Origin of the sequence: Thermofilum pendens Hrk 5 (assembly GCF_000015225.1) — an archaeon.
GTDB lineage: Archaea > Thermoproteota > Thermoprotei > Thermofilales > Thermofilaceae > Thermofilum > Thermofilum pendens.
The window spans coordinates 907,104-928,418 of the sequence record NC_008698.1 but is presented as its reverse complement, the minus strand read 5'-3'; the positions used below and the strand labels follow the sequence as shown (position 1 = coordinate 928,418).

At 53.1% G+C, this 21,315-nt stretch carries 29 protein-coding genes; 7 read left to right on the top strand and 22 right to left on the bottom strand.

Features of this window, described 5'->3' with window-relative positions; genetic code table 11:
- Nucleotides 1-62: 62 nt before the first annotated feature.
- Entirely contained in the window at nt 63-710 is a 648-nt protein-coding gene (locus TPEN_RS05060; RefSeq protein ID WP_011752646.1) for a hypothetical protein, read from the bottom strand.
- A 10-nt stretch (nt 711-720) separates the two neighbouring features.
- On the opposite strand from TPEN_RS05060, the gene TPEN_RS05055 reads away from it, so the two are divergent.
- The 4 genes from TPEN_RS05055 (at nt 721) to TPEN_RS05040 (ending at nt 2,588) form a co-directional block, all read left to right on the top strand.
- On the top strand, nt 721-1,017 hold the full coding sequence (locus tag TPEN_RS05055) for a hypothetical protein (protein ID WP_052885171.1): 297 nt from the start codon (nt 721-723) through the stop codon (nt 1,015-1,017).
- The gene (locus tag TPEN_RS05050; protein WP_052885170.1) at nt 965-1,579 is read left to right on the top strand and encodes a DUF6036 family nucleotidyltransferase; all 615 of its coding nucleotides are present in this window, start codon (nt 965-967) and stop codon (nt 1,577-1,579) included. Before TPEN_RS05055 ends, TPEN_RS05050 begins: the two co-directional genes overlap by 53 nt.
- A gap of 313 nt (nt 1,580-1,892) precedes the next feature.
- Nucleotides 1,893-2,165 carry a hypothetical protein gene (locus tag TPEN_RS05045; protein ID WP_011752644.1) on the top strand — a complete coding sequence of 91 codons (273 nt, stop codon included), beginning with the start codon at nt 1,893-1,895 and terminating at the stop codon, nt 2,163-2,165.
- A gap of 90 nt (nt 2,166-2,255) precedes the next feature.
- A complete protein-coding gene (locus tag TPEN_RS05040) occupies nt 2,256-2,588 on the top strand; it encodes a PIN domain-containing protein (protein ID WP_148677957.1) in 333 nt (110 codons plus the stop codon).
- 81 nt (nt 2,589-2,669) lie between these two features.
- Here the strand turns inward: TPEN_RS05040 and TPEN_RS05035 are convergent, their stop codons facing one another.
- The 6 genes from TPEN_RS05035 to TPEN_RS05010 form a co-directional block, all read right to left on the bottom strand.
- Nucleotides 2,670-3,173: a hypothetical protein gene (locus tag TPEN_RS05035; RefSeq protein ID WP_011752642.1), complete on the bottom strand. Its 504-nt coding sequence runs from the start codon at nt 3,171-3,173 to the stop codon at nt 2,670-2,672.
- An 11-nt stretch (nt 3,174-3,184) separates the two neighbouring features.
- Nucleotides 3,185-5,215 (bottom strand): ferrous iron transport protein B, encoded by a 2,031-nt coding sequence (gene feoB / locus TPEN_RS05030; protein ID WP_011752641.1) that lies wholly within the window; start codon nt 5,213-5,215, stop codon nt 3,185-3,187.
- The gene (locus TPEN_RS05025) at nt 5,215-5,385 is read right to left on the bottom strand and encodes a FeoA family protein (RefSeq protein ID WP_245534140.1); all 171 of its coding nucleotides are present in this window, start codon (nt 5,383-5,385) and stop codon (nt 5,215-5,217) included. The genes feoB and TPEN_RS05025 overlap by 1 nt, the downstream gene beginning before the upstream one ends.
- A gap of 28 nt (nt 5,386-5,413) precedes the next feature.
- Entirely contained in the window at nt 5,414-5,734 is a 321-nt protein-coding gene (locus tag TPEN_RS05020; protein ID WP_011752639.1) for a FeoA family protein, read from the bottom strand.
- A 112-nt stretch (nt 5,735-5,846) separates the two neighbouring features.
- Entirely contained in the window at nt 5,847-6,293 is a 447-nt protein-coding gene (locus TPEN_RS05015) for a metal-dependent transcriptional regulator (protein ID WP_011752638.1), read from the bottom strand.
- 333 nt (nt 6,294-6,626) lie between these two features.
- On the bottom strand, nt 6,627-7,142 hold the full coding sequence (locus tag TPEN_RS05010; protein WP_011752637.1) for a PaREP1 family protein: 516 nt from the start codon (nt 7,140-7,142) through the stop codon (nt 6,627-6,629).
- Between the two features lie 62 nt (nt 7,143-7,204).
- Between TPEN_RS05010 and TPEN_RS05005 the strand changes: the two genes are divergently transcribed.
- Both TPEN_RS05005 and TPEN_RS05000 read left to right on the top strand, forming a co-directional pair.
- On the top strand, nt 7,205-7,855 hold the full coding sequence (locus tag TPEN_RS05005) for a DUF8196 domain-containing protein (protein ID WP_052885168.1): 651 nt from the start codon (nt 7,205-7,207) through the stop codon (nt 7,853-7,855).
- Between the two features lie 25 nt (nt 7,856-7,880).
- Nucleotides 7,881-8,144: a hypothetical protein gene (locus tag TPEN_RS05000; protein ID WP_011752635.1), complete on the top strand. Its 264-nt coding sequence runs from the start codon at nt 7,881-7,883 to the stop codon at nt 8,142-8,144.
- Between the two features lie 22 nt (nt 8,145-8,166).
- On the opposite strand, the gene TPEN_RS04995 is transcribed toward TPEN_RS05000, so the two are convergent.
- The 13 genes from TPEN_RS04995 to TPEN_RS04940 all read right to left on the bottom strand — a co-directional run bounded on the left by TPEN_RS04995 (nt 8,167) and on the right by TPEN_RS04940 (nt 19,584).
- A complete protein-coding gene (locus TPEN_RS04995; protein ID WP_011752634.1) occupies nt 8,167-8,529 on the bottom strand; it encodes an aspartyl protease family protein in 363 nt (120 codons plus the stop codon).
- 8 nt (nt 8,530-8,537) lie between these two features.
- Nucleotides 8,538-8,756, bottom strand: a complete 219-nt coding sequence (locus tag TPEN_RS04990; RefSeq protein WP_011752633.1) for a hypothetical protein — start codon at nt 8,754-8,756, stop codon at nt 8,538-8,540.
- 5 nt (nt 8,757-8,761) lie between these two features.
- Entirely contained in the window at nt 8,762-8,956 is a 195-nt protein-coding gene (locus TPEN_RS04985; protein ID WP_011752632.1) for a hypothetical protein, read from the bottom strand.
- Between the two features lie 152 nt (nt 8,957-9,108).
- On the bottom strand, nt 9,109-11,475 hold the full coding sequence (locus tag TPEN_RS04980) for a hypothetical protein (protein ID WP_011752631.1): 2,367 nt from the start codon (nt 11,473-11,475) through the stop codon (nt 9,109-9,111).
- Nucleotides 11,476-11,489: 14 nt separating this feature from the next.
- On the bottom strand, nt 11,490-11,681 hold the full coding sequence (locus TPEN_RS04975) for a hypothetical protein (protein WP_052885165.1): 192 nt from the start codon (nt 11,679-11,681) through the stop codon (nt 11,490-11,492).
- A gap of 7 nt (nt 11,682-11,688) precedes the next feature.
- The gene (locus tag TPEN_RS04970; RefSeq protein WP_011752630.1) at nt 11,689-12,063 is read right to left on the bottom strand and encodes a hypothetical protein; all 375 of its coding nucleotides are present in this window, start codon (nt 12,061-12,063) and stop codon (nt 11,689-11,691) included.
- A 71-nt stretch (nt 12,064-12,134) separates the two neighbouring features.
- The gene (locus tag TPEN_RS04965) at nt 12,135-13,955 is read right to left on the bottom strand and encodes a DNA/RNA helicase domain-containing protein (protein ID WP_052885164.1); all 1,821 of its coding nucleotides are present in this window, start codon (nt 13,953-13,955) and stop codon (nt 12,135-12,137) included.
- A 119-nt stretch (nt 13,956-14,074) separates the two neighbouring features.
- Complete coding sequence (locus TPEN_RS04960; protein ID WP_011752628.1) at nt 14,075-14,950, bottom strand: hypothetical protein; 876 nt, start codon at nt 14,948-14,950, stop codon at nt 14,075-14,077.
- A gap of 64 nt (nt 14,951-15,014) precedes the next feature.
- Nucleotides 15,015-15,179: a hypothetical protein gene (locus TPEN_RS09985; protein WP_011752627.1), complete on the bottom strand. Its 165-nt coding sequence runs from the start codon at nt 15,177-15,179 to the stop codon at nt 15,015-15,017.
- Between the two features lie 116 nt (nt 15,180-15,295).
- Nucleotides 15,296-16,852, bottom strand: coding sequence for an ATP-binding protein (locus TPEN_RS04955; protein ID WP_011752626.1), 1,557 nt, complete (start codon nt 16,850-16,852; stop codon nt 15,296-15,298).
- Nucleotides 16,849-17,130 (bottom strand): hypothetical protein, encoded by a 282-nt coding sequence (locus tag TPEN_RS04950; protein ID WP_011752625.1) that lies wholly within the window; start codon nt 17,128-17,130, stop codon nt 16,849-16,851. The genes TPEN_RS04955 and TPEN_RS04950 overlap by 4 nt, the downstream gene beginning before the upstream one ends.
- 227 nt (nt 17,131-17,357) lie before the next feature.
- Nucleotides 17,358-17,594: an AbrB/MazE/SpoVT family DNA-binding domain-containing protein gene (locus TPEN_RS04945; RefSeq protein WP_052885163.1), complete on the bottom strand. Its 237-nt coding sequence runs from the start codon at nt 17,592-17,594 to the stop codon at nt 17,358-17,360.
- Between the two features lie 100 nt (nt 17,595-17,694).
- The gene (locus TPEN_RS04940) at nt 17,695-19,584 is read right to left on the bottom strand and encodes a DEAD/DEAH box helicase (RefSeq protein WP_011752623.1); all 1,890 of its coding nucleotides are present in this window, start codon (nt 19,582-19,584) and stop codon (nt 17,695-17,697) included.
- A gap of 140 nt (nt 19,585-19,724) precedes the next feature.
- Between TPEN_RS04940 and TPEN_RS04935 the strand changes: the two genes are divergently transcribed.
- Nucleotides 19,725-20,342, top strand: coding sequence for a hypothetical protein (locus TPEN_RS04935; protein WP_011752622.1), 618 nt, complete (start codon nt 19,725-19,727; stop codon nt 20,340-20,342).
- Between the two features lie 103 nt (nt 20,343-20,445).
- Here the strand turns inward: TPEN_RS04935 and TPEN_RS04930 are convergent, their stop codons facing one another.
- Complete coding sequence (locus TPEN_RS04930; protein WP_011752621.1) at nt 20,446-20,880, bottom strand: LEA/WHy family protein; 435 nt, start codon at nt 20,878-20,880, stop codon at nt 20,446-20,448.
- Nucleotides 20,881-20,894: 14 nt separating this feature from the next.
- On the bottom strand, nt 20,895-21,248 hold the full coding sequence (locus TPEN_RS04925; RefSeq protein ID WP_011752620.1) for a hypothetical protein: 354 nt from the start codon (nt 21,246-21,248) through the stop codon (nt 20,895-20,897).
- Nucleotides 21,249-21,315: the final 67 nt, after the last annotated feature.

Sequence of the window (21,315 nt, the reverse complement as noted above, 5' to 3'; positions counted from 1 at the left end):
CGGTTTTACATTGTAAAAGATGGCTTTTAATTTTTCCCTGAAGCTTGATAGTGTTTCGACGCTTAGCCTGCCTCTTTGAATGCTTTTTCTACTAGTTCTGGGTTCTCGGTGAGCGGTAGTACGTGTTTTACTATCAGGTTTAGGAGTTCCTTTGCGGCTTTTTCCTCGTCTTCTACTTCGAGGAAGCCCAGCTCGTTTATCATGAAGCCTGCCTCGTCGTCCCACATGACGGCCGTTACCTTTGCGCCTTTCTCCTCGGGTTTTAGCACTACGTAGTACTCTATGGAGAAGCTTGTGGGGCCGCAGGCTATTCCGAAGCCGCTCCAGCTGATGGCTATAGCCGGGTACTTGAACCTCGTAACCCTTACTTCGTCGTTCCTCGCGCGCCACTCGGCGTACTCCTTCAGCTCCTCCAGGACCTCCTCGTCTTCGAGGTCTTCCATTGAGAAGCTGAGCCCGGGCTTCTCCCCGGCTTTGAGGGGCTTTGCCCGGAATTCTTCTCTGACTTTGTACTCCCCGCCTTTCTCCTCCTTCTCGGAGAGCTCGTAGAGCTTGGTGAGGGCGGCGGAGACTCTGCCGGCGAGCTTGTAGAGGCTCTCGGGTCTGACACGGGATTTATCGGCGCCCGAGGTATTTATGCGTTCGGCTCGACGCCTGGGGTAGCGCGCCGTTCCTTTTCTGAAAGGTTTTATAGGAAGACGCCCAACCATAGTTGAGAGAGTGGTTTGCGTGGACGCGGGGAGGGGCTGGTTGCAGAGGGTTGTGGATAGGAATGTCGAGGAGTTTGCCGGGACGCTTGAGGCGTTGGAGTCTGCGAGGAGAGAGGTGAGGAGGAGGCTGGGATTGGAGGGGGGCTACGAGGAGGAGGCTTCTATCGCTCGGTGGCTTGTCAGGCTTTACGCTGTGAGGGTGGGTGAGGCTGAGCTTTTGAGGAGGGTTAGGGGTTGGCTTGAGGCGAGTAGGCGTGGACGTGGTTCGGCTGATGGTTTCGGTGGCGAGGGCTCTGAGGAGGGCTGACCTGCCCTACGCGGTTGTCGGGGGGTTAGCCTGCATACTTATGGGTGTTAGGAGGGTTACGGAGGACGTGGACGTCGTGGTCCTTGTCAGGGCTAGGGAGGATGTTGAAAAGCTTGTCAGGGAGCTGAGGAGTGAGGGCATTGAGTTACCGAGTAGCGATGCCTTGAAGGCTCTTCAGAACAGGGGGCTTGTAGCAGCTTTGGTAGGGCCTCTCCGCGTGGATATAAGGTATGCTAGTACCTGGCTTGACTTCGAGACTATCCGGCACGCCGTGGAGGTTAACATACGTGGGGAGCCTGTGAGGATAGCGTCGCTTGAGGACGTTGTAGCGGCGAAGCTAACGGTGTTGAGGACGTTGAGGGATGTCGAGGACGCGGTGCAACTCATGGTTCAGTACCGGGACAGGATAGACTGGGAGAGGTTGCGGAGGATCGTCGGGGGAAGCCCTCTGGAAGTTGTTAAACAGTTGCTTGACGCAATCGAGGGGGAGCTTGGGGGAGACGAGGTTGTGAGGAGGAGGATCAACGATGTGAGAAGCTTGCTGACAAAGCTGGGAAGGTGAGTAAGGGAGGACGCGAGCCGCCGAGGTTTGCGCTTATTCCCGAGGAGCCGCCGCGGCTTGGCTTCTCCGCTTAAACTTTCCCTGGAGGCTTTAAGGGCTTCTAGGATTGTCTCCGCGTCTTCCCTGGGTATTGGTCTCTTGAAGTTAGCAGGCGTGCCGCGAAGGTATACCTGGGGCTAGCTCTTCGACGCTGGCTTCGCCTACCGCTAGGGGCTCTATCCTCGCCCTCCACGGGTACTTGACTCTGCCCTCCCGTGCGCGACTTTGAACATGGGCAAACAGGCAACTTTAAGCATTGGAGATGAATTCAATTATGATGGCCCAGGAGATAAGCGAGATCAGGAAGCGGCTTGCGCGCCTTAGGGAGGAGTTGGCTAGGTTGGAGCGCCGCATTGCGCAGGTTGAGTTCAAGATGGCCTCTTCCGGGGAGGAGAGAATTAAAGCCGTTGAGGAGGAGCTCAAAGAGGAGTATCCGGGCATGAAGTTTGATAGGGATCTCCTCGAGTTGGTCGGTATATTGCCGTATAATCCCGTTGAGGAGGATGAGGAAGTCGTACGGGAGGCTATTCTCAAGAAGTTTAGATGATCTCTATGCGAGCCTTCTTTGATGCAAATATTCTAATAGATGTTTTAATGCGTAGAGATGGCTGGAGGGGTAGCCTGGCACTAATACAAAGTGAGGAATAAAGAGGTGGAAGGTTATATCTCTGCCCTCACTGTTGTGATAATTTACTTCTTAGGAGCGAGAACTCTATCCGAGGCAGAGTCTAGAGAAGTCACGAAAAGGGCTATACGCGGCTTTAATATAGTATCCATGTCAGAAGATGTGATAAAGAAGGCGTTGGGTGAGAACAGAATAAAGGATCTCGAGGACGCTATTCAATTCCACTCAGCAAAGGAAGTGGCCGACGTGTTAATAACTAGGAACAAGAGAGACTTCAGAGCAGTTGAAGATGAGGAGATAGAGGTATTGACGCCAGAAGAATTCTTGGAGAAGTACAAGGCTTAGACTGTTTTCATTTTTCTCGCGCGTAGCAGGAATACCTGAAAGCTGGGGGAGAAGGTTGATATAAAAGATCGTTAAGCCTTTTTACTCGTAGGAACCGGTGTTTTTGGGCTGTTGGATGATCTTTTTCGTGTTCTTCCAGGTTAGGTACGCTAACGGTAGGGATGCGAAGAAGAGCCAGATTTCTGGCCTTAGTAAGCCAGGACCCGCGCTGCCCTTCGTTAGCCATTCCCACGTCCACTCTTCTCCTTCCAGGAGAGCCAAGAGAGCTCCGAGTCCATCGGCACAGACTATTAGCAGGTACAAGATCCCGAAGATTGCTGAGAGAAAAGTGCCAACGAGGATGTATCCCAACGATTCGCGCGACCCCCTTGATAGCGGTATGGCGCCTCTAAGGTACGCTAGTCCAATAACCAGTGCGGCGAAGCCTCCGAGGATGTCCGCTGGAACTCCAGCGGGTGTATCGGTTATTGGTGAAAGCAGGTTGAGCATTCCTAGAGCGGACTCGGCTACTCCTAGAGCGGTGTATGCGGCTCCGAGGATTGCGGAGTAGACAACGATTTGCCCGTTTTTAATGTCTAGCTTCATGGTGCATCCCCCTAGGCATATCCGAGTAACCTACCAACAGTAACGATGACCAAGGCGACGGAGTACGCTAAAGCCAGTCCGTAGATCACCGCGAATATCGTCCACTTCCATGAGCCTGTTTCTCTGCGAATGGCGGCGAGAGTTGCGAGGCATGGCATGTAGATTAGGGAGAAAGCCATGAAAGCCAGCCCAGTCAACGGTGTGAATACCCCGCTTGATCGCAGAGCATCGATTAATTTTTCCGAGGTTTCACCTTCAGCTGTTAGACCAAAGAGGGTCGCGAACGTCCCGACGACGATTTCCTTTGCCACGAAGCCTAGCATTAAGGCTACGGCGTGCATCCAGTTGAAGCCTAAGGGGCGGACGAGCGGTTCGAGGTACTTCCCTAGCACGCCGAGGTAGGAGTTTTCCAGTACGACTCTGTCTCCCTGGTGCACGGACTCCCACGGGTAGTTAGAGAGGAACCAGACGGCAACTATTCCGAGGAAAATGATTGTGCCGGCTTTCTTCAAGAAGAGGCTACCCCTCTCCCACATGTGGATCAGCGTAGTTCTCAGTGTTGGTTTTGCGTACATTGGTAGCTCCAGAATCAGCGGGGAAGGCTTGCCTTTGAAGTATGGGAGTAGCCTCCTAAAGGACAGTGCTACCAGGACGGCAAGTACTAGTCCGAGCACGTACATGGAGAAAACGCCCACTGCCGCGTATTCACCGAGTACTGCCGAGCCTACAAGGATGTATATCGGTAGCCTCGCGCTACAAGAAATCAGGGGGGCCACGAGAATGGTTAGTATGCGGTCTTCTTCGCTATCAATGGTTCTAGTAGCCATGACTGCTGGAACGTTGCACCCGAACCCTAAGAGCATGGGAATAAAGGATTTCCCGTGTAACCCCAGCTTGTACATCACTTTGTCCATTAGGAAAGCGGCTCTAGCCAGATAACCGCTGTCTTCGAGAAGCGCCAATCCGAAGAAGAGGAAGAATATCGGGGGTAGGAAGGCTAGGACTCCGCCCAACCCTCTGAAGATACCGTCAGCCACGAGTGAGGCTAGTTGCTGGTCGCTGATGTACGTCTCCGCGATCTCTCCAAGTTTTGAGAAGAACCAGTCTATCAGGTCCGAAAATGGAGCCGAAACGTTAAATGTGAAGCTGAAGAGAGCCCACCATAACGCCAAGAATATCGGGATACCCAGGTATTTATCTAGCAAAGCCTTATCCAGTAAGTCCGAAAGAGTTAACGGCTTCGCGCCCTTCAAGATCTTAGGTAAGGCTTCGCTGATAAGAGAGTACCGCCTTTCGGCAAGGATGACTCCTACGTCTTCTCCTAAAGCATTCTTTGCTTCCGAAAGTAGGGTTCTTACGGCATCTTTGATTGGGCGCTCATCTATAAGCTTTAAAACCTCGTCGTCCTCTTCTAGGATCTTTATCGCCAGCCACCTAACAGGGTATTTGCTTGAGAGCTCATTATCCTTCTGCAAAATGTCCATCATCTTCGAGATATATTCCTCGATTTGTTTACCGTAATTAATTGAAAACTTTTTGCTTTTATCCTTTGTTCTCGCGGCCTCAATTATAGTGTCTTTAAGCTCCTCGATACCCTGCTTCGTAGTCGCAACCGTTGGGACAACGGGTACTCCGAGAAACTTCGAAAGTTCGTTCACGTCTATCTGGTATCCAAGGTCTTCCGCTACATCATACTTGTTCAACGCGATTACAACGTTGGCTTCAAGCTCTAGAAGCTGGAGTACCAGGTAGAGGTTTCTCTCAAGATTAGAAGCATCGACTACATCTACTACAACATCTGGCTTTTCTTCAACTATGAAGTTTCTCGCTATTAGCTCATCAATGGACTTTGCCGTTAGACTGTAGGTTCCAGGCAGGTCGGTTATGTGGATCTCTACACCCCTGTGGAGGAGTTTTCCCTCCTTCTTCTCTACGGTTTTCCCAGGCCAGTTTCCAATGTGGGCCTTTCCGCCGGTCAGATCGTTAAAAATTAAGGTTTTGCCAACGTTGGGATTGCCTATAAGTGCTACTCTTACCCTCACTATATCACCTCCTGAAGACTAATCATTACCCTCATTGCTACGCCTCTACCGAGAGCTATTCTTGAGCCCTTCACCATCACCAGCACTGGACCCGGAGGGCTGGAGTGCAAAACCCTCACTCTGGCACCTTTCGTGAAGCCCAGTTCAGCCAGTCTTCTGATTAAACCCATGCCACCGTTCACCTCCACTACTATTCCTTCACAACCTTCTGGGCACATTGCCAGTGGAATAACTTCCGGGCGCATCGCCAGCACCGCTAGCGAAACTACTGGTTAGTTCTTCAGGGTCGCCTGGAACTAGTACGTAGACATAATCGCTTTCCGCCTTCCTTATACTCAAGTTGTACCCCTTCACAAGGAGCTCGATGGGGTCTCCGAGCGGAGCTCTCCTGATAACTACTACCTCTGTACCTTTGACCAGCCCCATGTCCAACAATCTTTTCCTAACTGCACTAGGCCCTTCGACTCTCGTAACTATACCCTTTTCCCCGGGCTTCAGCTCGCTTAGCTTTTTCTGCACGTCTTGCCACCTCTCGTTGATGTTACGAGCTTAGGCTACTTTAAAGGCTATTCGAAAAAAGTTAGGTATTTTGCATTTTACTTCTAAAAGTTTTAGGAAAGCTACTAAAAACCTAACGGCTCTTCTTATCAAGCCTTTTTATCATTTCGCAGTAGTTTCTGAATTCATCAATCCATTCTTTAGCCTGGCTAGCGAATTCGACGAATCGTGCGATCTGTAACACAGTTTCGGGGCTAAGCTGGTGCTCCAGTATATGTGCATCCCTTTTTGCCACGTTTTCAGGAACCAAGATTATTTTCAGGAAGTTCTCGAAGATGTCACGTCTCTTTTTAACAGCCTCCGCTATCTCCTTTCCGCGCGCTGTAAGAGTTATGCCTTCGTACTTCTTGTAATCAACAAGGCCAAGCTCATGGAGCTTTCTCACCATTTCCACAGCAGTTGATGGCTTAACTCCCAGCGCCCTGGAAATATCTTTTATGCGAACGTAGCCTTTTGCTTCTGCAATTTCATAGATAACTCTCAAGTAATCCTCACTTCTCCTGGAAACCAAAGTCTTCATTAGGGATCCCTAACAATGTTCTAGTAACCTCATATAATAGTATTTCCTTTAGAGTAAGGGTTAACGAGAGTAGCGTTCCGTCGGCGCTTGCGCCGAGCCTCGTCGCTGAGACTCTGAGTGTCGTTAGGGAGGTTGCAGAGGAGTACCGGCTCAAGGGAAACCTGTACTTCAAGCCAGACGCCTTCACACTTAAGGGTGTCTGCAGGGGAGGACGCGGGCCGCGGGGCATACGCCCATACATCTACGCCTACAGCGGGAGACAAGCAGCCCTGTAGACCCCGCGCCTCTTAAGGCCGTCAAGCGCCGGCGCGCTACGCCTGCGCGGAGAAAACTTTACGTGTCTCGGTTTGAGACTTCGGCTTTGACGATCTTCGCCGCGTAGTCTAGTAGCCATCTCGCCAGCGGTAGTGCGGCTTCCACGTCCTCCACTCTGTACTTTGCCTCGTGGAACCCCCATACGTGCACGTCGTACGCGTCTTTCCAGGCCAGCCTTACCCTGTCCTCTCCAAGCGTCCTGGCTAGGTCTGTAGCCGCCATGCCGAGTAGCCACGTGTCCCACCTGCCCCTTCTCCTAGCCTCTTCGGCTTGCTTGGCGCCGAGCTTCTCGGCTAGGGCTTTCACGCACTCCTCGACGGCTTTGTACAGCTTTTCGCTGGCTTGGACGACGTCCCCCTTGGCCAAGTACTCCTCGGCTTCTCCGAGAGACTTTTCGGCCAGCTCGAGCCTAGCCTCGGCGCTGGGGTCTGTGTTCAGCGTCTTCGCAGGGTCGACGGCACTGGCTTCAATGTCTAAGCCCTTCTTCACGGCTTCCTTCACAAGCCTCTCTGGAATCGTTATTGGGGCGTGCATCCCGCTCACCGTTGCGGGGCAAGGCGTTATTAGTGGCGCCGACGGGTTAAGTAAATAAGGGGTTGCGCCGTGTTTTAGGGCTGGAGGTCGCTGTGGCGGCGCAGTTGAAGCGCGAGTTGTTCAGGCTCCTCAAGGAGGACGAGGAGTTCAGGTACGCGATGATGGCGTTGCTAGGGTTGGAGGATCTGAGGGGCTCGATGAGGGAGGTCAGGGACTCCGTGGTGGAGCTACGCCGCTCGGTGGAGGAGCTCAGGAAGACGGTCGAGGAACATACGAAGCAAATAATAGAGCTACGCAGGGAGACGGAGGGGTTGGACGAGCGCGTCTCCAGGGTTGAGGGGCTCCTAGAGAGGCTCGCGGTGAGCGAGGAGGAGGAAGCTAACGACGTGATTATGCACTTGTTGAGGCAGAGGGGGCTCGCCGTCGAGACTGCGCCGGCTGTTTTCGACGAGAAGCACGAGTTCGACATCTACGGGACCGACGGCAGGGTGACGGTTGTCGGGGAGGCGAAGGTGAGGGCCGGTCCCTCCACCGTTAGGAGACTCGCGGAGAGGGTTGAGGGCGCCGTGGAGAGGTGGCCGGAGAAGTTCCCGGGGACCGTGGTCAAGGTGCTCTACTGCCTCCGCGCCTCCCCCGGCGCGGTGGAGGAGGCTGAAAGGCTGGGAGTCTGGCTCATCGAGTCGATGAAGGAGAGGGCTCAGCCTAGGCTGTAGGTGTTGTTTACCGCGGTGTGCCGGGATGAGTGTGCGCGCTAGCCGCTTACTCGTGGCGGTGGAAATCGCCTTCGCGGCCCTGGTTTTGCTACTCTTCTGGGCCCCGTGGCTCGACGATGGAGAGGTTAGCGCCAGGCTTCTCGAGGAGAAGGGAGTCGTGGACGGGACCGTGCGTAACGGGACCGTTGTGTGCGAGTACAAGGTGAGGTGGGCGCCGTTCGGCAGGGTCGCTTTGAGCTGTGAGGGAGGACCGTACTACGTCACGTTCTGGGGGCAGGTACTGCCGTAGCGGCGGGTGCTTCGCGCTTAGCCTAGGCTAGGCGGTGGAGTAGGAGTTGCGCCGGCTCAAGCCTGCCTGTCCTCGGGTCGAGCTTCAGCCCCGCTAGCTCCAGGGTTACGGCTCCTATCAGAACCTTGTCGGTTACGTCGGAGATCCAGACGTTGGATACCGTTTTTCTGCCCTCGACCTCTATCAGCGCTACGCCCCTGTCGACCTCGACTACGCCGGCGCCCGTCTCGACTCTATCCCTGTCTACAACCTCTACGCCTAGCTCCCGGGCTAGGCTCCTCGGTATAACCGACAGGGTGGCGCCAGTGTCCACCAAGCACTCGGCTTCGATGCACCTAGCTCCCTGGGCATCGCACACTTTAGCCTTGACTCTGACGTGGCCCACGGCTTCAGCTATGCTTGCGCAGTTTTGAATCTAATAGTAAAGGTTGAGAGCTCCCCCTTGGGGCTTACGCCGTAGTAGTAGTTGAACGTCCCGCCGCACTTGGGGCACTGGAGCCTTCTAACCTCGTAGAAGCTGTACCTCCAGGGGTCTCTGAGGAGCTTGAAGGAGTCTAGGCGGTCCGAGTAGCCGCAGTGCGGGCACTCGACGAGCAACTCTACCTTAGCCATACCGTTCACCCCTGCGGTTTACGCGCCTGCAGGGCTTTCACTGCGTGCATCGTGAGCTGCCAGTTGTAGATGTAGCTCAGCTGCACGGCTAGCTGTAGGCGCTCCATCCTGTACAGCTCCATCGTAGCCTTCTCCGAGAAGCGCGCGCCCTCCGGCTGGGAGCCCCCGAGAATCTCCTTCAGCCATCTCAACACCTTCACGGCTCCCACCACGTATACTTGCGCGGAGCCTCCTAATAAGCTTGTGCATTACAGTAGCTTCGTGAGCTAGGTATCGCGCAGGCAAAAGGTCACGCTATAAATTCTATAAAAAAAGGAAGATTTACGTAGTATGAGGTGGAACCATTCCCCAGCTAGCCTTTTATTTCTCCTTCCAATCCGGCTTTTACGAGGATAACCTTTTGATTCAATAATGGAACATAGACTTCTATGTATTTCGCAACCCTACCCACGTCCTTCTCTTTATATGTCCAACCATCGTATAAATCTTGAACCAATCCATCTAAGCCAGAGGCTATAGGGGAGAATCCATTGCCGGGAAGAACTAGAAACTTGCCAAACTTCCCTTCTCTAAGTGGAGCGAGTACTTTATCCGGAAAGCCGTAGAACACAGAATCATCAGTGCATACATAGTTTATTGATGTGCTTGCAAAATGCTCATAGTAGCTACCTAACGAATACGGAATTCCTACTGCTCTAATGAATGGCTCTATGGGATGTGTGCTTTGCTCCTCTACTCCAAGTAAGACCCCCCATGTATACAGTAGAATTCGATAGTAGGGGTAGTTTTTAACGAAATGTGTATTCGGTGCATCTGGATTTCTTTCTACATAAAGATCAATAAGATTAGGATATCCCTCATAACTAATAATATTTTTTCCCAAAAACTGCTCAGCAGTATTTTTTAACCCATGAAGCCATCTATCAGTTATCCATGCAATGTAGCAATTGGGATAAGGGACTAATCTCACACCATGCGGGTAATCTTTAAAGGCAGTCCTATAGCCCCTTTCTAAATTCCTAACAAAATATTTAATTGCCTCTGCCCCACGATAAACTACTGCATTGGGGTTGAGTCTATCTTCCGTATAGTTCAAATCTTCTATTTTTTGAGGTAATTGAAAAAGAAACATAAGTGCTATTTTTCTATCGTTTTTATTACCAATCCATTCCTTTAGCAAACTCGAATTGTACCAAGGCAAAATCGTTAACCTTTTACTTAAATTTCCAGCTTGAGGAGTGGAGCTCCAGAAATACTCCCAGTGGGGAAGAAGTATTTCTTTCCAAAGCTCATCGCTGTATGGACTGTAGTACGGAAGAATGTCTAAAGCATTTTGCTGCATCTTTGCGTTAAGGGCTTCGAATACTTCCGGGTGTTTCAGATGGTATGGAGTTCTCTTCAAATGCTCGCATAGCATCCAGGCGGCGATTGGTATGTCGGTTTTTGCTACGTATACAATGCTTCCATTTTGTATCTCCCTTCCGTAACTGTATAGCATATCTTTGCTTGGTACCCTATCCAAATAGCTCCAATTCCCTATACATATTGGAACTTTATTGTCTACATAGGTGCATTTGTAGTCTACTTTGATTATTATCGGAGAAAAGTCTAGCAGGGATGGGTACTCTTCTCCTGCTCTTATCACGTTGAGAAGCAGGCTTTTACCATGTTTTGGTAGCCTTGACTGGCCTATCGCGACGCTGTAGTTTGAGAGGAAAGTAAGGGTTTCTACTTTGTTTAATCCGTATATTTCCAGGTCGTTAAGCAGGCTAAGAGCTGCCCTTATGGAATCTTTTTTCAGACTAACTTCGTTATCGTCTTCTATGTTGCGGAGAATTTGGTAGGCAAGGTTCTTCGGAGTGGGGCTTGCATTAAGAGAGGCTATGCGGAGTATGTTCTCTAAGGTTGTTGTGTCGTTTGCATTAAACAAATCCCTCACAGTCCAAAAGTCATCGAAAAAGCGGGACGCTAATTGTGCGTCGTAACCTTTTGAGAGAGCCCAGCTTATGAAAGAGTCTCGAGAGCTAAGCGTTACGTTACTGCTTATCTTGCTACTTCTGTTAAACCTATCGAGGGCGAAGAGAATGTATCCTAGCGATTTAGTAGAGGGGTGGGCTTCAGTTTTTATTCCATAGATTCCTCTTCCTTTTTCATCGACTTGTAAAGGGGAGAGGGTGTAGTTTTTTCCTTCTAGTGAGAGAATAACTTTGCTTACTCCACCTAAATCGCTGATGCTTGCGTTTAGGCTTAAGTATGGGAAACTGTAAAGTGCTTTAATCCATTCGATTCTCGGGTTGTCGAAGCGGGAAGCTGTGAAGGAGCTTTTTGCCTCATTTCCTTTGCTGTCTCTTGCAACAATTGTGACTAGATAGTTTCCTTCTTCGTTTAGAGAGACCGGGGGTAGGAGGAAGTGTGTTTGGTTTAAAGGAACTAGGGTTTGGTTCAAAACTTTTCCGGTATCTGGGAAATGTATTAGAACGTAGGCTCCCTCTACCTTTGACTCGTAGTCTGTGATCTTTGCGAGGAGGGAGAGGTATTCATCAACCTTCTTTTCCTTTATTTCGATTTTTGGTGGAGTTTTGTCTTGGTAGTAGAGAAGAGTTGCTAGGGCTAGTACGCTGAGGAGGGCTATTAGCCCGGTAGCTAAAGCGACTTTTCTGGTGCTTGGCTTTTTAGCTTTTTTAACAGCTCTCCCGGTCTCTTCTAGGGTATGTGCCATTCCTGAAATTCACCTTAAAGCACCTTTTGCGCGTACTGCGGGAATGCTACTTCGACGAACTCGCGCGGCAGATACTTCAGCGAGGACTCGGGTACGGGTGCCCACAGAGCCATGGGGTTGCTCAGATCCTTTATGAAGTCCTCTAGCAACTCTTTCTGGCCACGCGCCTTCTTAGCCTTAAAGAACAACAGTAGCGCGCTGATCATACCTTTATCATACCACCGTATTTTTTACTCCAAGGGGGTATATAAATTCCATGAGCCCGAAGCCCTCGCCGAGCCCCATAGAGAAGGCCTTCCAGCACTCGGAGCCGCCGAGCGGCGCGAGCACGTAGTACCCCTGCGAGACCCTAGCCAAGCCGACGGCGAAGGGCTCCCTGCCCCTTATCTCGACCCTTAAGCCCCTCCTCCCACCGCGAACCTCCAGGTGGCGGGGCGCTACGAGGAGCTCGCCGCCGGGAGGCGCCTCTAGGCGTACCCCGTCCAGCGAGACGCTACTAGCCTTTACCACGCCGGGGAGCATGCGGCCCGGAGCCGGGAGGCATACGAGGAAGCCGTCGAGCTTGGCAACGTTTACAACCGGGCTCATTCCTCCTCCGAAAACATTGCTTCTGATTTATAACGTGAAAAATGCCTAGGGTTTTGCCGGGGGCTTGCCTGTTAGTGTTGCTGTAGCTTTTCGACTACTTCTCTGAGTAGGCGCCCTGTTTCCCCGTCTTCGGGGTATATGTAGGTTCCCTTGATTCCTCTTGTCAGCATGATGTAGTACCTGTTTTTGAGTAGTTCGAGGGCTTTGCCGGGGTCTTTCCTGGCTAGTTTCTCCAGCGAGTACTGCCCGCCTACGTAGTCTGTTATGGCGTCGGGGTTTACGCTCCACCCACAGCCCAGCGGCCCGCACCTCCAGACCATGTCTCTGCCCCATACTACTCCGACGTAGTCTGCCTCGAAGCCTTGTGCCCCGTAGACTGAGGCGCAGCGCGTGAGGGGGTTTCCCAGCTCTCCGCACCAATACTTGGGGTACTCCTCTTTTTCGTCCATGAGCCACGTGACTACTTCTTCGCGGTCTCCGCGCTTGACTGTGAGCCTCCTGTTCTCCGGGCTGTTCAGGTCGTTCTTGTCGCCCCTCGTCTCCGTGAAGGCGCACACGAGGGCTACCTTGAAGCCTTTGTTCGCCTTCTCCTGGAGGGCTTCAAGCATGTCTGCCGGGTTATCGAATACTTTGATGTCGTAGCCCTGGACGTCCTGCTGGGCGACTGCCCCGCTGTAGACCAGGCTTTCCACGAGCTTCACGTAGCCGGGCGGGACCCTGTAGAGCGTTTTCAGCTCCCTCTCGTCGTAGGCGAGCCCGAGCCTCTCCGCCGCTTCGAGGAAGTTTTCCCTGAAGCCCTCCTCGTAGCCTATGAGTATCTGCTTGTCGTCGTAGAAGTAGACGGTGACGGGGGCGCTCTTCATTGTGTACTCGATGTTCTCGAGCGTCATCCTCTGCGCTTCGTCGAGCACCGCGAGATTCAGGTTTCTGTAAAGTCCCTTCTCGTACGCTCTTCTCTCCCCGAGCCCGTGCCCTCTGCCGGTAGAGTAGTACACTATGAGTGCGCTGAGCTTGGGCGCACCGCGCGGTGCGCGCAACGAGAGGGCGTACCTGAGCGTGTTGAGCAACCTGTTGTTCTTGTAAGCCAGGACGGCGTGGTAGCCCCTCGAAACCGCTTCGAAGAGGAGGGTTAGGGCGACGAGCGTCTTCCCGGAGCCGGTCCCGCCCCTGACGAAGAAAGCCTTCCTAGACCCCGCCTCCAGCGCCTCTAGGACGTCGTGCACCAGGACTAGCTGCTCCCTGCCCAGCCCGTACCCCTCCGAGGCTAGGAAGCGCGCCGCCTCCTTGAGGAGTTTGTCTCTGTGGCTCCGCAGGAACTCGACTATATCCCTCCTCACCGTGAACTTGGCGCTTGCTACCGCCTCGACGTCTCCCTCGTCGCCGGGCGAGCCGAGGGAGCCTACATACTCCTCCAGCTCCGCGTCGCTCCTCGCGATCCTGCAGCCATCCGAGTAGCTCGCGCCTCCGTAGAGGTACGCTACCCCGTCGAAGTGCCTCACCCTGTCCGCGGCGGTGCTGAAGTACTTGAGCTTCGAAACGTAGTTCTCCACCTGGTAGCACGGATCCACCTCTCTCAGCCCGTCGACCTGCACCACGTAGTTCAGCTTCTCAACCGTGCTCCAGCCCTTCGCCTCGACTACGAGCGCCCTACCCCTGCCGACGACTACGAAGTCGGCCCTCTCGGACCCGAACAGCGGTAGCTCGAGCACCGCGGGGAAGCCTCCCGCCCTCTCCAGGACGCCTAGGACGCGGGCAACGCTGCTACTCCACGACGCTACGAGCTCGCCGGAGGGGTCTTCGCCGTAGAACCTTCTGTAGCCCTCGACTAGCGCCCCGACGACGTCTCTCGCTTTGCTTGGGTCCGGGTCAACCACCACTACGGGTAGCGACATTCGGGGCCCAAGCACGATTTGCGTACTGATTAGATAAAAAGACTTATGTCTTTGGTGGATATTTGCGCCTACCGAGCTAGGCGGCATGCTGACAGGGGTTCCGCGAGGATCGGCGAGGCTTAGCGTCGTCTTCTTTTTCTGTGTTTGCGATGCTTGGTTTTTCTTGGGAGTGTGGGTTGTTTGCTGGGTAGTCCTAGGCTGTGTATTCTTGCTTTGAGTGTTATGGAACACATTGTGTATAGTCCTTCGTCTACGAGTTTGAGTATTGTGTGCCCGGTGTTTTTCTCTAGTTGTAGGGCTTCTTCGGTGTAGTTTTTGAGCCAGTTTTTCAGTGTGTGGATCCACTCGGTGTAGGTGTAGGCGTCTATCTTCTTTATGCCTGTGCAGTCGGCGATGGGGTTGTCTATTAGTGGGAAGTAGCTGGGGGAGAATATGTGGAGGAGCTTGGCTGTTGCTACTGGCTCATTTTCCCCTATTCCGAGTGCTTTGAGTGCTTGGTTTGCCCTGTTAAAGAGGTTTACGATTTCCTTGTCTTCGACTTCGTCGCGTAGTATGTGTTTATCGGCGAAGTGGACGAGGTTGTTCCTCATTTCTTCGAGCTTTGCTCCGAGGGATTCGAAGTACTTCACTATGGAGAAGTAGCTGTTCTCCTTGATGTACTTTATGAACCTCCTGATGTTCCAGGTGAAGAAGTAGATCGAGATTGCGTAGCCGGCGTTCCTCCTGTCGGCCTCCATGGCTTCTAGGAGTGCCCAGAGCTCCGGCTCTATCCTTTCGCGCTTCCTCGGTCCGAGCCCGAAAACGTTGTACTTGAAGTTGCGTATCGAGTCCGCGAGCCCCCTTCTGGCTTCTTCGTCGAGGGTGAATTCTCCGTGTCGAAGCCACTGCGCGGCGAGCTTTCTGGCGAAGGGGTAGGCGTCGTACTTCCCGTCGAAGAGGTCGAAGAGTGCGTGCGAGGCTTCAACCCACCTCGCGAACTCCTGCTTGGAGAGCACCCCTCCTCGTATTATAAGCGGCTGGTAAAGGTTTAACTCTTTCTGCCGGGGCCTCTCCGCCTTGCTACAGCAGTCCTCTTTCGCGCAGTATCGAGTCTAGGTCTACGGTGTCGCCGCACCTCTGCACCTCTACTTTCGCCCTTCTAGCCATGCTTACGAGTAGGGTGTTGACTCCTCCGTGGTGGTGCAACACTTTCACTACGATCGCGTTGCCCACTTTTCTCTTCACTTTCTCGTTGTTCAGGGTTTCTTCCAGCTTTTCGAAGCGCGCGCTTCGCAGACTTGGGGTTAGGAAATTCCTGAAGTGTGGGTTCGCCGGTGCGTGGAGAGCCGTTTATTCCTAGCCTAGAATAGTGCTAGGAAAGCTGTGACTGGGACGTAGATGTGCATATTTTCTTCTTCTTCGACCACTTCGAGCTTGTTTTTTGTCAAGATTATCTTCTTGCCTTCTGGAACCTCTCTTCGCGCGTTTTCTCGGTATTTAGACTCTATGAGAATCCTGTGCTTTTCACCTTTACGTGACAGGCAGAGCACGTAGTCTGTCTCTTTTTCGTTTTTGGAGTATAAAAGAACCTTGTGATAGTCTACCGTTGATACGTGCTCGAAGAACTGCTGAGCCATAACTAGGTGTGCTGCTACTACGCTTTCGACGAGTCTTCCTTTGAACCCAGGTTCGCTGAGCAATTTCTTTGAAAAGCCTAGTGGATCCACCTCGTTATGTATATGGGCTTTGAAAGCATAGTAGGGGAATGGATCCATCACATAAACCTTCCTATCTGCCCTATAATTCGGCGTGCAGGTTTGTGAAGAATCTTCACGGTACGGAAACAGGAAGAGCTTGGTCGTTTCTAGGTACTCTAGGTATTTTCCGAACCCAAATCTTGCGGAGGGAAAGCCTTCTTCGTCTACTCCCGTAACATGTTTACCTATGTTCTCCCTTTTCTCCAGTCCAAGTAAAGAGGATAGCCTCTCATGCTCTGTTAAAAACTCAAGGACGCGTTTAGTATTTTCGGGTTTTAACCCGGCGTTTTCGCTGTCGGAAATAACGAGCTCGGCAAGGTCGTGATAGAAGCTCGGCTCTATTGTTCCTTCTCTATGGTACTGGTCTACTGTTTTGGGGAATCCTCCGTGGAGGAGGTAGTCTTCGAAGATCTCGTTGAGAAGTTCGGAGAACTCGTTGTAAAAGTCCTCCAAAGCTTTAGGTATGGTACCGTGCCATAGCTGAAGTAGTATGTTAAACCTCTCGCGGGGTTTCCTTAAACGGTATCTTCTCAGATAGTCATCTATGTCTGGTCTGATAGCCTCAAGAATTTCCACGAAACGTAGAGGAACGTGAAAAAGGTTGCCTCCGAGGTTAAATAACGAGGCTAGACGACCTTGTCTATCGCTCAACTTGCTCACTGCCTCCGCTAGATCCATGGAGTGACTCCCGGTAACTATGATTTTCAGTTTGCCTTTCTCAACTAAACCGGCATCGACGAGGTTTTTGAGGACAAGTGCCCAGTCTCTCCGCATAGAGGCTTCGTCTAGAAAGATATACTTCTCCTCGGGTAGCTGTGCAGTAACGTAAAACAAGTCGAATAGGTTTAAGCTTTCTAACTTTTTGTAGTCGAGTGGGATGTAGAATACATTCTCCGGCTTTATTCCAGACTTTGAGATTAAGTGGTCAATTATTCTTACTATCAATGTTGTTTTGCCAACTCTCCTGGGTCCTCTAATCGTTACTATTCCGTAGTAGCCTTGCTTTGGGAGGGAGTTTACGATGTGGTAAAAGAGGCGTGGAGGATTTTGTAGGATAGACTCTCTGACAGCTCTAAGCAACGGGTGGTTCTGGCTCCACTCTTTGTCGCGCCACCAAGGGTTGTAGGAGTCTAGAAGGGTTTTGACATCTTCTATGTTCAAACAGAACCCCTCTTTGCTCTGATAACCCTTATGACGTAGGCTAGATCCTTCTCTATTCTTCCCAGTTCTTTAGCCATTCTTTCGTATCTTTCTTCGAGGGTGCGTACTCTCTCGATGAGGGTTACGGATTCGTCGAGTCCGAGGTGTTCGAGCACTATTTTCTTGGCGAGTGCGGCCGGCGTTGTTCCAATCTCCTTTGCTAGGCTTTCGAGCTTAGCGTACTCTTCTTCTTTTAGGTTGAACTTTACCTGCCTGTACCTGTAGCTCCGCTCGGTCATTTCTCCTCAGTACTACTTGGTACCAGTTGGTTCTTAAAAAGTTTCTTTGGTACTAAAGGTACCAATTGGTACACGAAATTAACTGAGTGTACCAAGATGGACTAGTTGGTACCAAGTGGCTCGCAGCTCTGGTAGCAGGGCGGAGTCCACGCGATAGTAGCGGCGGAGGATACGGTACGCGCGAGTTGATAATCACGTTGAGTGGCACGTTCGCGCCTGCTTGGGCGTTAGTCCTCGCTCCAGGATCCCTCTACCAGCCTGACCGCGTCTACGTCAACGGGCTTGTCGAGTATGCTGAGCATGTCTTCGAGGGGGTTCCTCGGCTCCTCTGGGATGGGCTCCAGGATTATCCTCTTTCCCTCGACCCTTACTCTCAGCTTGTCTCCCACCTTGATCCCCAGCTCTCTCCGAACGCTGAGGGGGATTGTGACCCGGTATCTCTCGGTAACCCTGACTACCTCCACGGTTTGCACTGCGTACTGCGCAGTATTTAAGCTTCTCCTTGAAGCTAAGGTTCCGTACGCGGTGCCCCGCTACCGCTCTAGCGCCGGGTGCGCGGTTTCTCTATGTCCACTTCTTTAGGCGCCAGTCGTAGATGGCTTTCTTCTTCTTGGCCCACTCGCGGATCTCCTTCAGTATGCCGTGCTCCATTACGTTCGCGTTTGCCACGAAGAGTAGCTTCTTCCTGGCTCTCGTGATGGCTACGTTTAGCCTGTTTGCGTCTGCGGCGAATGCGAGCGAGTCTTCCCGTGTAGCCGTGAGGGAGAATATTACCACGTCTTTCTCTCTCCCCTGAAATGCGTCCACGGTGTTTACTTCGACGTTGAAGCCTTGGAGGTACTCCTTTATTCTGCTCCGCTGGGCTCTGTACGGCGTGATTACTCCTATCTCTTCCTGTGGTACGCCGTGCTTGGTCAGCGCGTCTACGAGCTCGTAGCATACCCTGGCTTCCGCCTCGTTGATCCTTGAGCCGCCCCGGCGCTCTTCCTGCGAGTCTACGTGTATTAGCGTGAAGGGCTTGCGGGGCTCGAGGAAGTCGGGGTACCCCGGGCTGAGCGCGAGCGTTTTCTCCTTGGGCTTGGCGGCGGGCTTTATCTTGCCCTCGTAGACGTAGCGGGCGGCGAAGCCCACTATGTCGGGGTGGCTCCTGTAGCTTTTCCTCAGCCAGAGGGTTCTAGGGTAGCCTCCCTTCTCCCCGTAGAACCGCATGAGCCTCGTGAACGCTCCCAGGTCCTCCAGCTCTTCCCGTGCTACCTCGGACCTGAATATGGGGAGTAGTTGCTTGTGGTCGCCTACTACTATCCACTTTCTCCCCTTGACCATTGCGAGTAGTGCTAGGGTTACCGAGACCTGGCTTGCCTCGTCTATTATCACGGTGTCGAACGGGTAGTCCCGGAGGGGGTAGAGCTGGGACTTTATTAGCGTCGAGCCGACTACCCTGGCTCCTCCGAGGACCTCGCTCTGGACCTCCTCTATGAGCTTTCTCCGCTCCTCCAAGAGCTCCCTCAGCTCCCTCTCGTGCTCCCGGAGGCTCCGCTCCAGAAGGGAAAACGTCGACCTATCCTTTCCGCGGAGGTACCCTCGGTGGATCCTTATTGTTTCCAGCAACTCGTTTATCCTTTCTTGGAGGTCCGCGTACCTCTCGCCCAGCGCGCTCTTTACCTTGTAGCTTAGCAGGTAGGGCTCTATCTCCCTTAGTACCTTCTCCGGCCTGCCGACCCTCACGGTGAAGTCGATGGGAAGCTTCCCCACGGCGTTGTCCACAGCCCTGTTCGTGTGGGAGGAGATCAGTACCCGCTCGCCGCGCTCCGCCAGCTTCTCCGCGATCCCCGCTATGGTGGTTGTCTTCCCCGTGCCCGGCGGCCCGACGACGAGCAGCACCTCCCCTTCCTCTAGCTCGAGGGCGGCGTTCACCACTCTCGACTGCGACTCGTCTAGGCGTACCTCTTCCCGAGCCTCCCCGCCGCCCGCCGAGCGCTTCACCAGGGATACCTTCACGGTCCGCGCGTCGACCCTGCCGAGCGGTTTCTGCGGGGCTCCCTCGAAGAGCTCCACGGGCTTCTCGTTGAACACCGCGACGATCTCCGCCTTGCCGCCCCGCACCTGCTTCAAGAGGTCCAGCTGGAGGTCGTACCCCAGCGTTAACTCCGCGTCCGCCAGCTCTACCTCTCGGAGTTGCTGGAGCCTCTTCCGGTAGACGTTCTCGACTATGAGCGTCTCCGAGGTCGCGTCGAGCACGACTCCTAGGGGCTCGACCAATCCCCCCTCGGCGACGCCCACGACGTCTCCCGGCTCGAAGCTGAAGGGCTTTCCGCGCTTCTCGAAGAGCAGGACCTTCTCGCCTCCGAGGAACCTCGCCGGGAACCTCTCCGCCTCTGTCGCCGAGGACCCGCGCTCCTTCTCGAGAAGCTTTTCGAGCATGCTCCACAAGTCTTCCTTAACTGGAGAAGCCACGGGGTAATTCTACTCGGAGAACCTTATGCTTTTCGCGGATCAGGTACCGGTTAGCTTTCCGGGTTTGCTGTCCGAGAGGTTTGAAGTCTAAACCATATATTTATAACGTCGCCTTTTTCAGGTTTACTTGGTAAAAGCACATGTCTATAAGTAGGGCGTCTCTAGAAGAAGAGGTGTACCTGAGAGGCCTCACGGGCTTCCTTGTAGGTGAGAAGCTCTACGAAGGGTTTAAGAGGATAGCATTCGTGACCTTCGCGGACAGGATTTGTTGCTCCATCGTTGCAGCGCAGATTGCCGGCTACATGCACAGGTATGGCTACGGGAGCGGTAGCTTCAAGGTGTTCTTCTACGAGGAGGGAAGGGAGGACGAGCTGGCGAGGCAGGTAGAGTCTTTTAAGCCCGACGCTGTAAGCCTTATGATGGGCGGTGAGCAGAAGATGAGCCGCGTCGCGTCGGCTACCCGCGAAGTGCTCAAGGCTTTCTCGAGGAGGGGTTTAAGGGTTCCTGTAATCTTCCACGTGAGAGTTTTTCTCGCTACGAAGCAACTATCGTCGCTTCTAGCAGACGAGGAGGTTTCCAGTTACCTGGGCTCGCTACCTGAGCTTAGGGTTTTCACAGCTGATCTGGGCGCGAAGAAGTTCTTCTTCAATAGGATCTCCTTGGAGGGCGGGAAACTCGCCTTGAGAAAGTTTGCCGAGAGCGACTTGACGGAGGAGCACGTCGACCTACTTAAGAGATCCCTGCCCCCGCCGGAGTAACTTTTTTCTAACATTGTTTTGTTTCAGTATAACTATGTTTTCACAGCTATTTTGAAAAGAGATTAACTGGTATAATGATGTTATTGTTTGATAAAACTTTGTTTTACTTTTTCACCTCGAACGGTACTGCTATCGCTCCGAAGGGGGTGTCTATGTACGCTGTACCCTTGATCGTCCACGTGCGTTGCCCCTTGAGCACTGAGAGGACGCCGGCGTAGCTCGCCTCGAAGGGTACCGAGATCCTCCTCGTGGCGTTCGGGGGTATATCTATCCTTTGGGGTATTGTGCCGTGCCCGAGGTACGTGCCGTCGGCGTAGACGTCGAACTCTGCCCTGTCGAGTGTCGCCGTTATGCTTCCCGGGTTGTAGATGTCTATTACGAGCGTTAGCTTCGCGCTCGTGAGCCCCAGCTCGCTTACTCTTACGTCGACGAGGGTTAGCTTGCAGTTCTCGAAGGCTTTCCTCTGCTCGAACTGCACGTACGCGAAGGCCGCGAGCGCCGCCGCGACGGCTACCGCCAGGAGTAAGGCTTTCCTCAAGGAGCCTCCCGCCGCTAGGGCTTTACGACCTTGACTTTGACTTTGTTTTCTTCGCAGAGCTTGCGCGCTTCCTCGTCGAGGAAGGCTCCCTCCGAGTAGAGGACGAGTACGGGCTTCGCTTTTACTAGCTTGGCTTTTTCGAGCAGTAGCTTTACCCTGTCGGCGCCCACCTTCCCGGGCTTATCCGCTACTTCTATCGCTAGTACCTGCTTGTTGCCCCTGGCGATTACGTGTATAGGTCCGTGCCTGGTCGGGTGTAGGAGCTCGACGCTGAGCCCCGCTTCTAGGTACCTCCTGGCCACCTTGCCGAGGACTCCGTACCTCTTCTCGAGCAGCCTCCCCCTGTAGATCGCCCTAGCAGTGGTCATGGGGTATCCCCCTCCGCAAAACCGCGCATCTTCCTAAATATTTTTCCTCTTAATGCTGGAGCTGGTG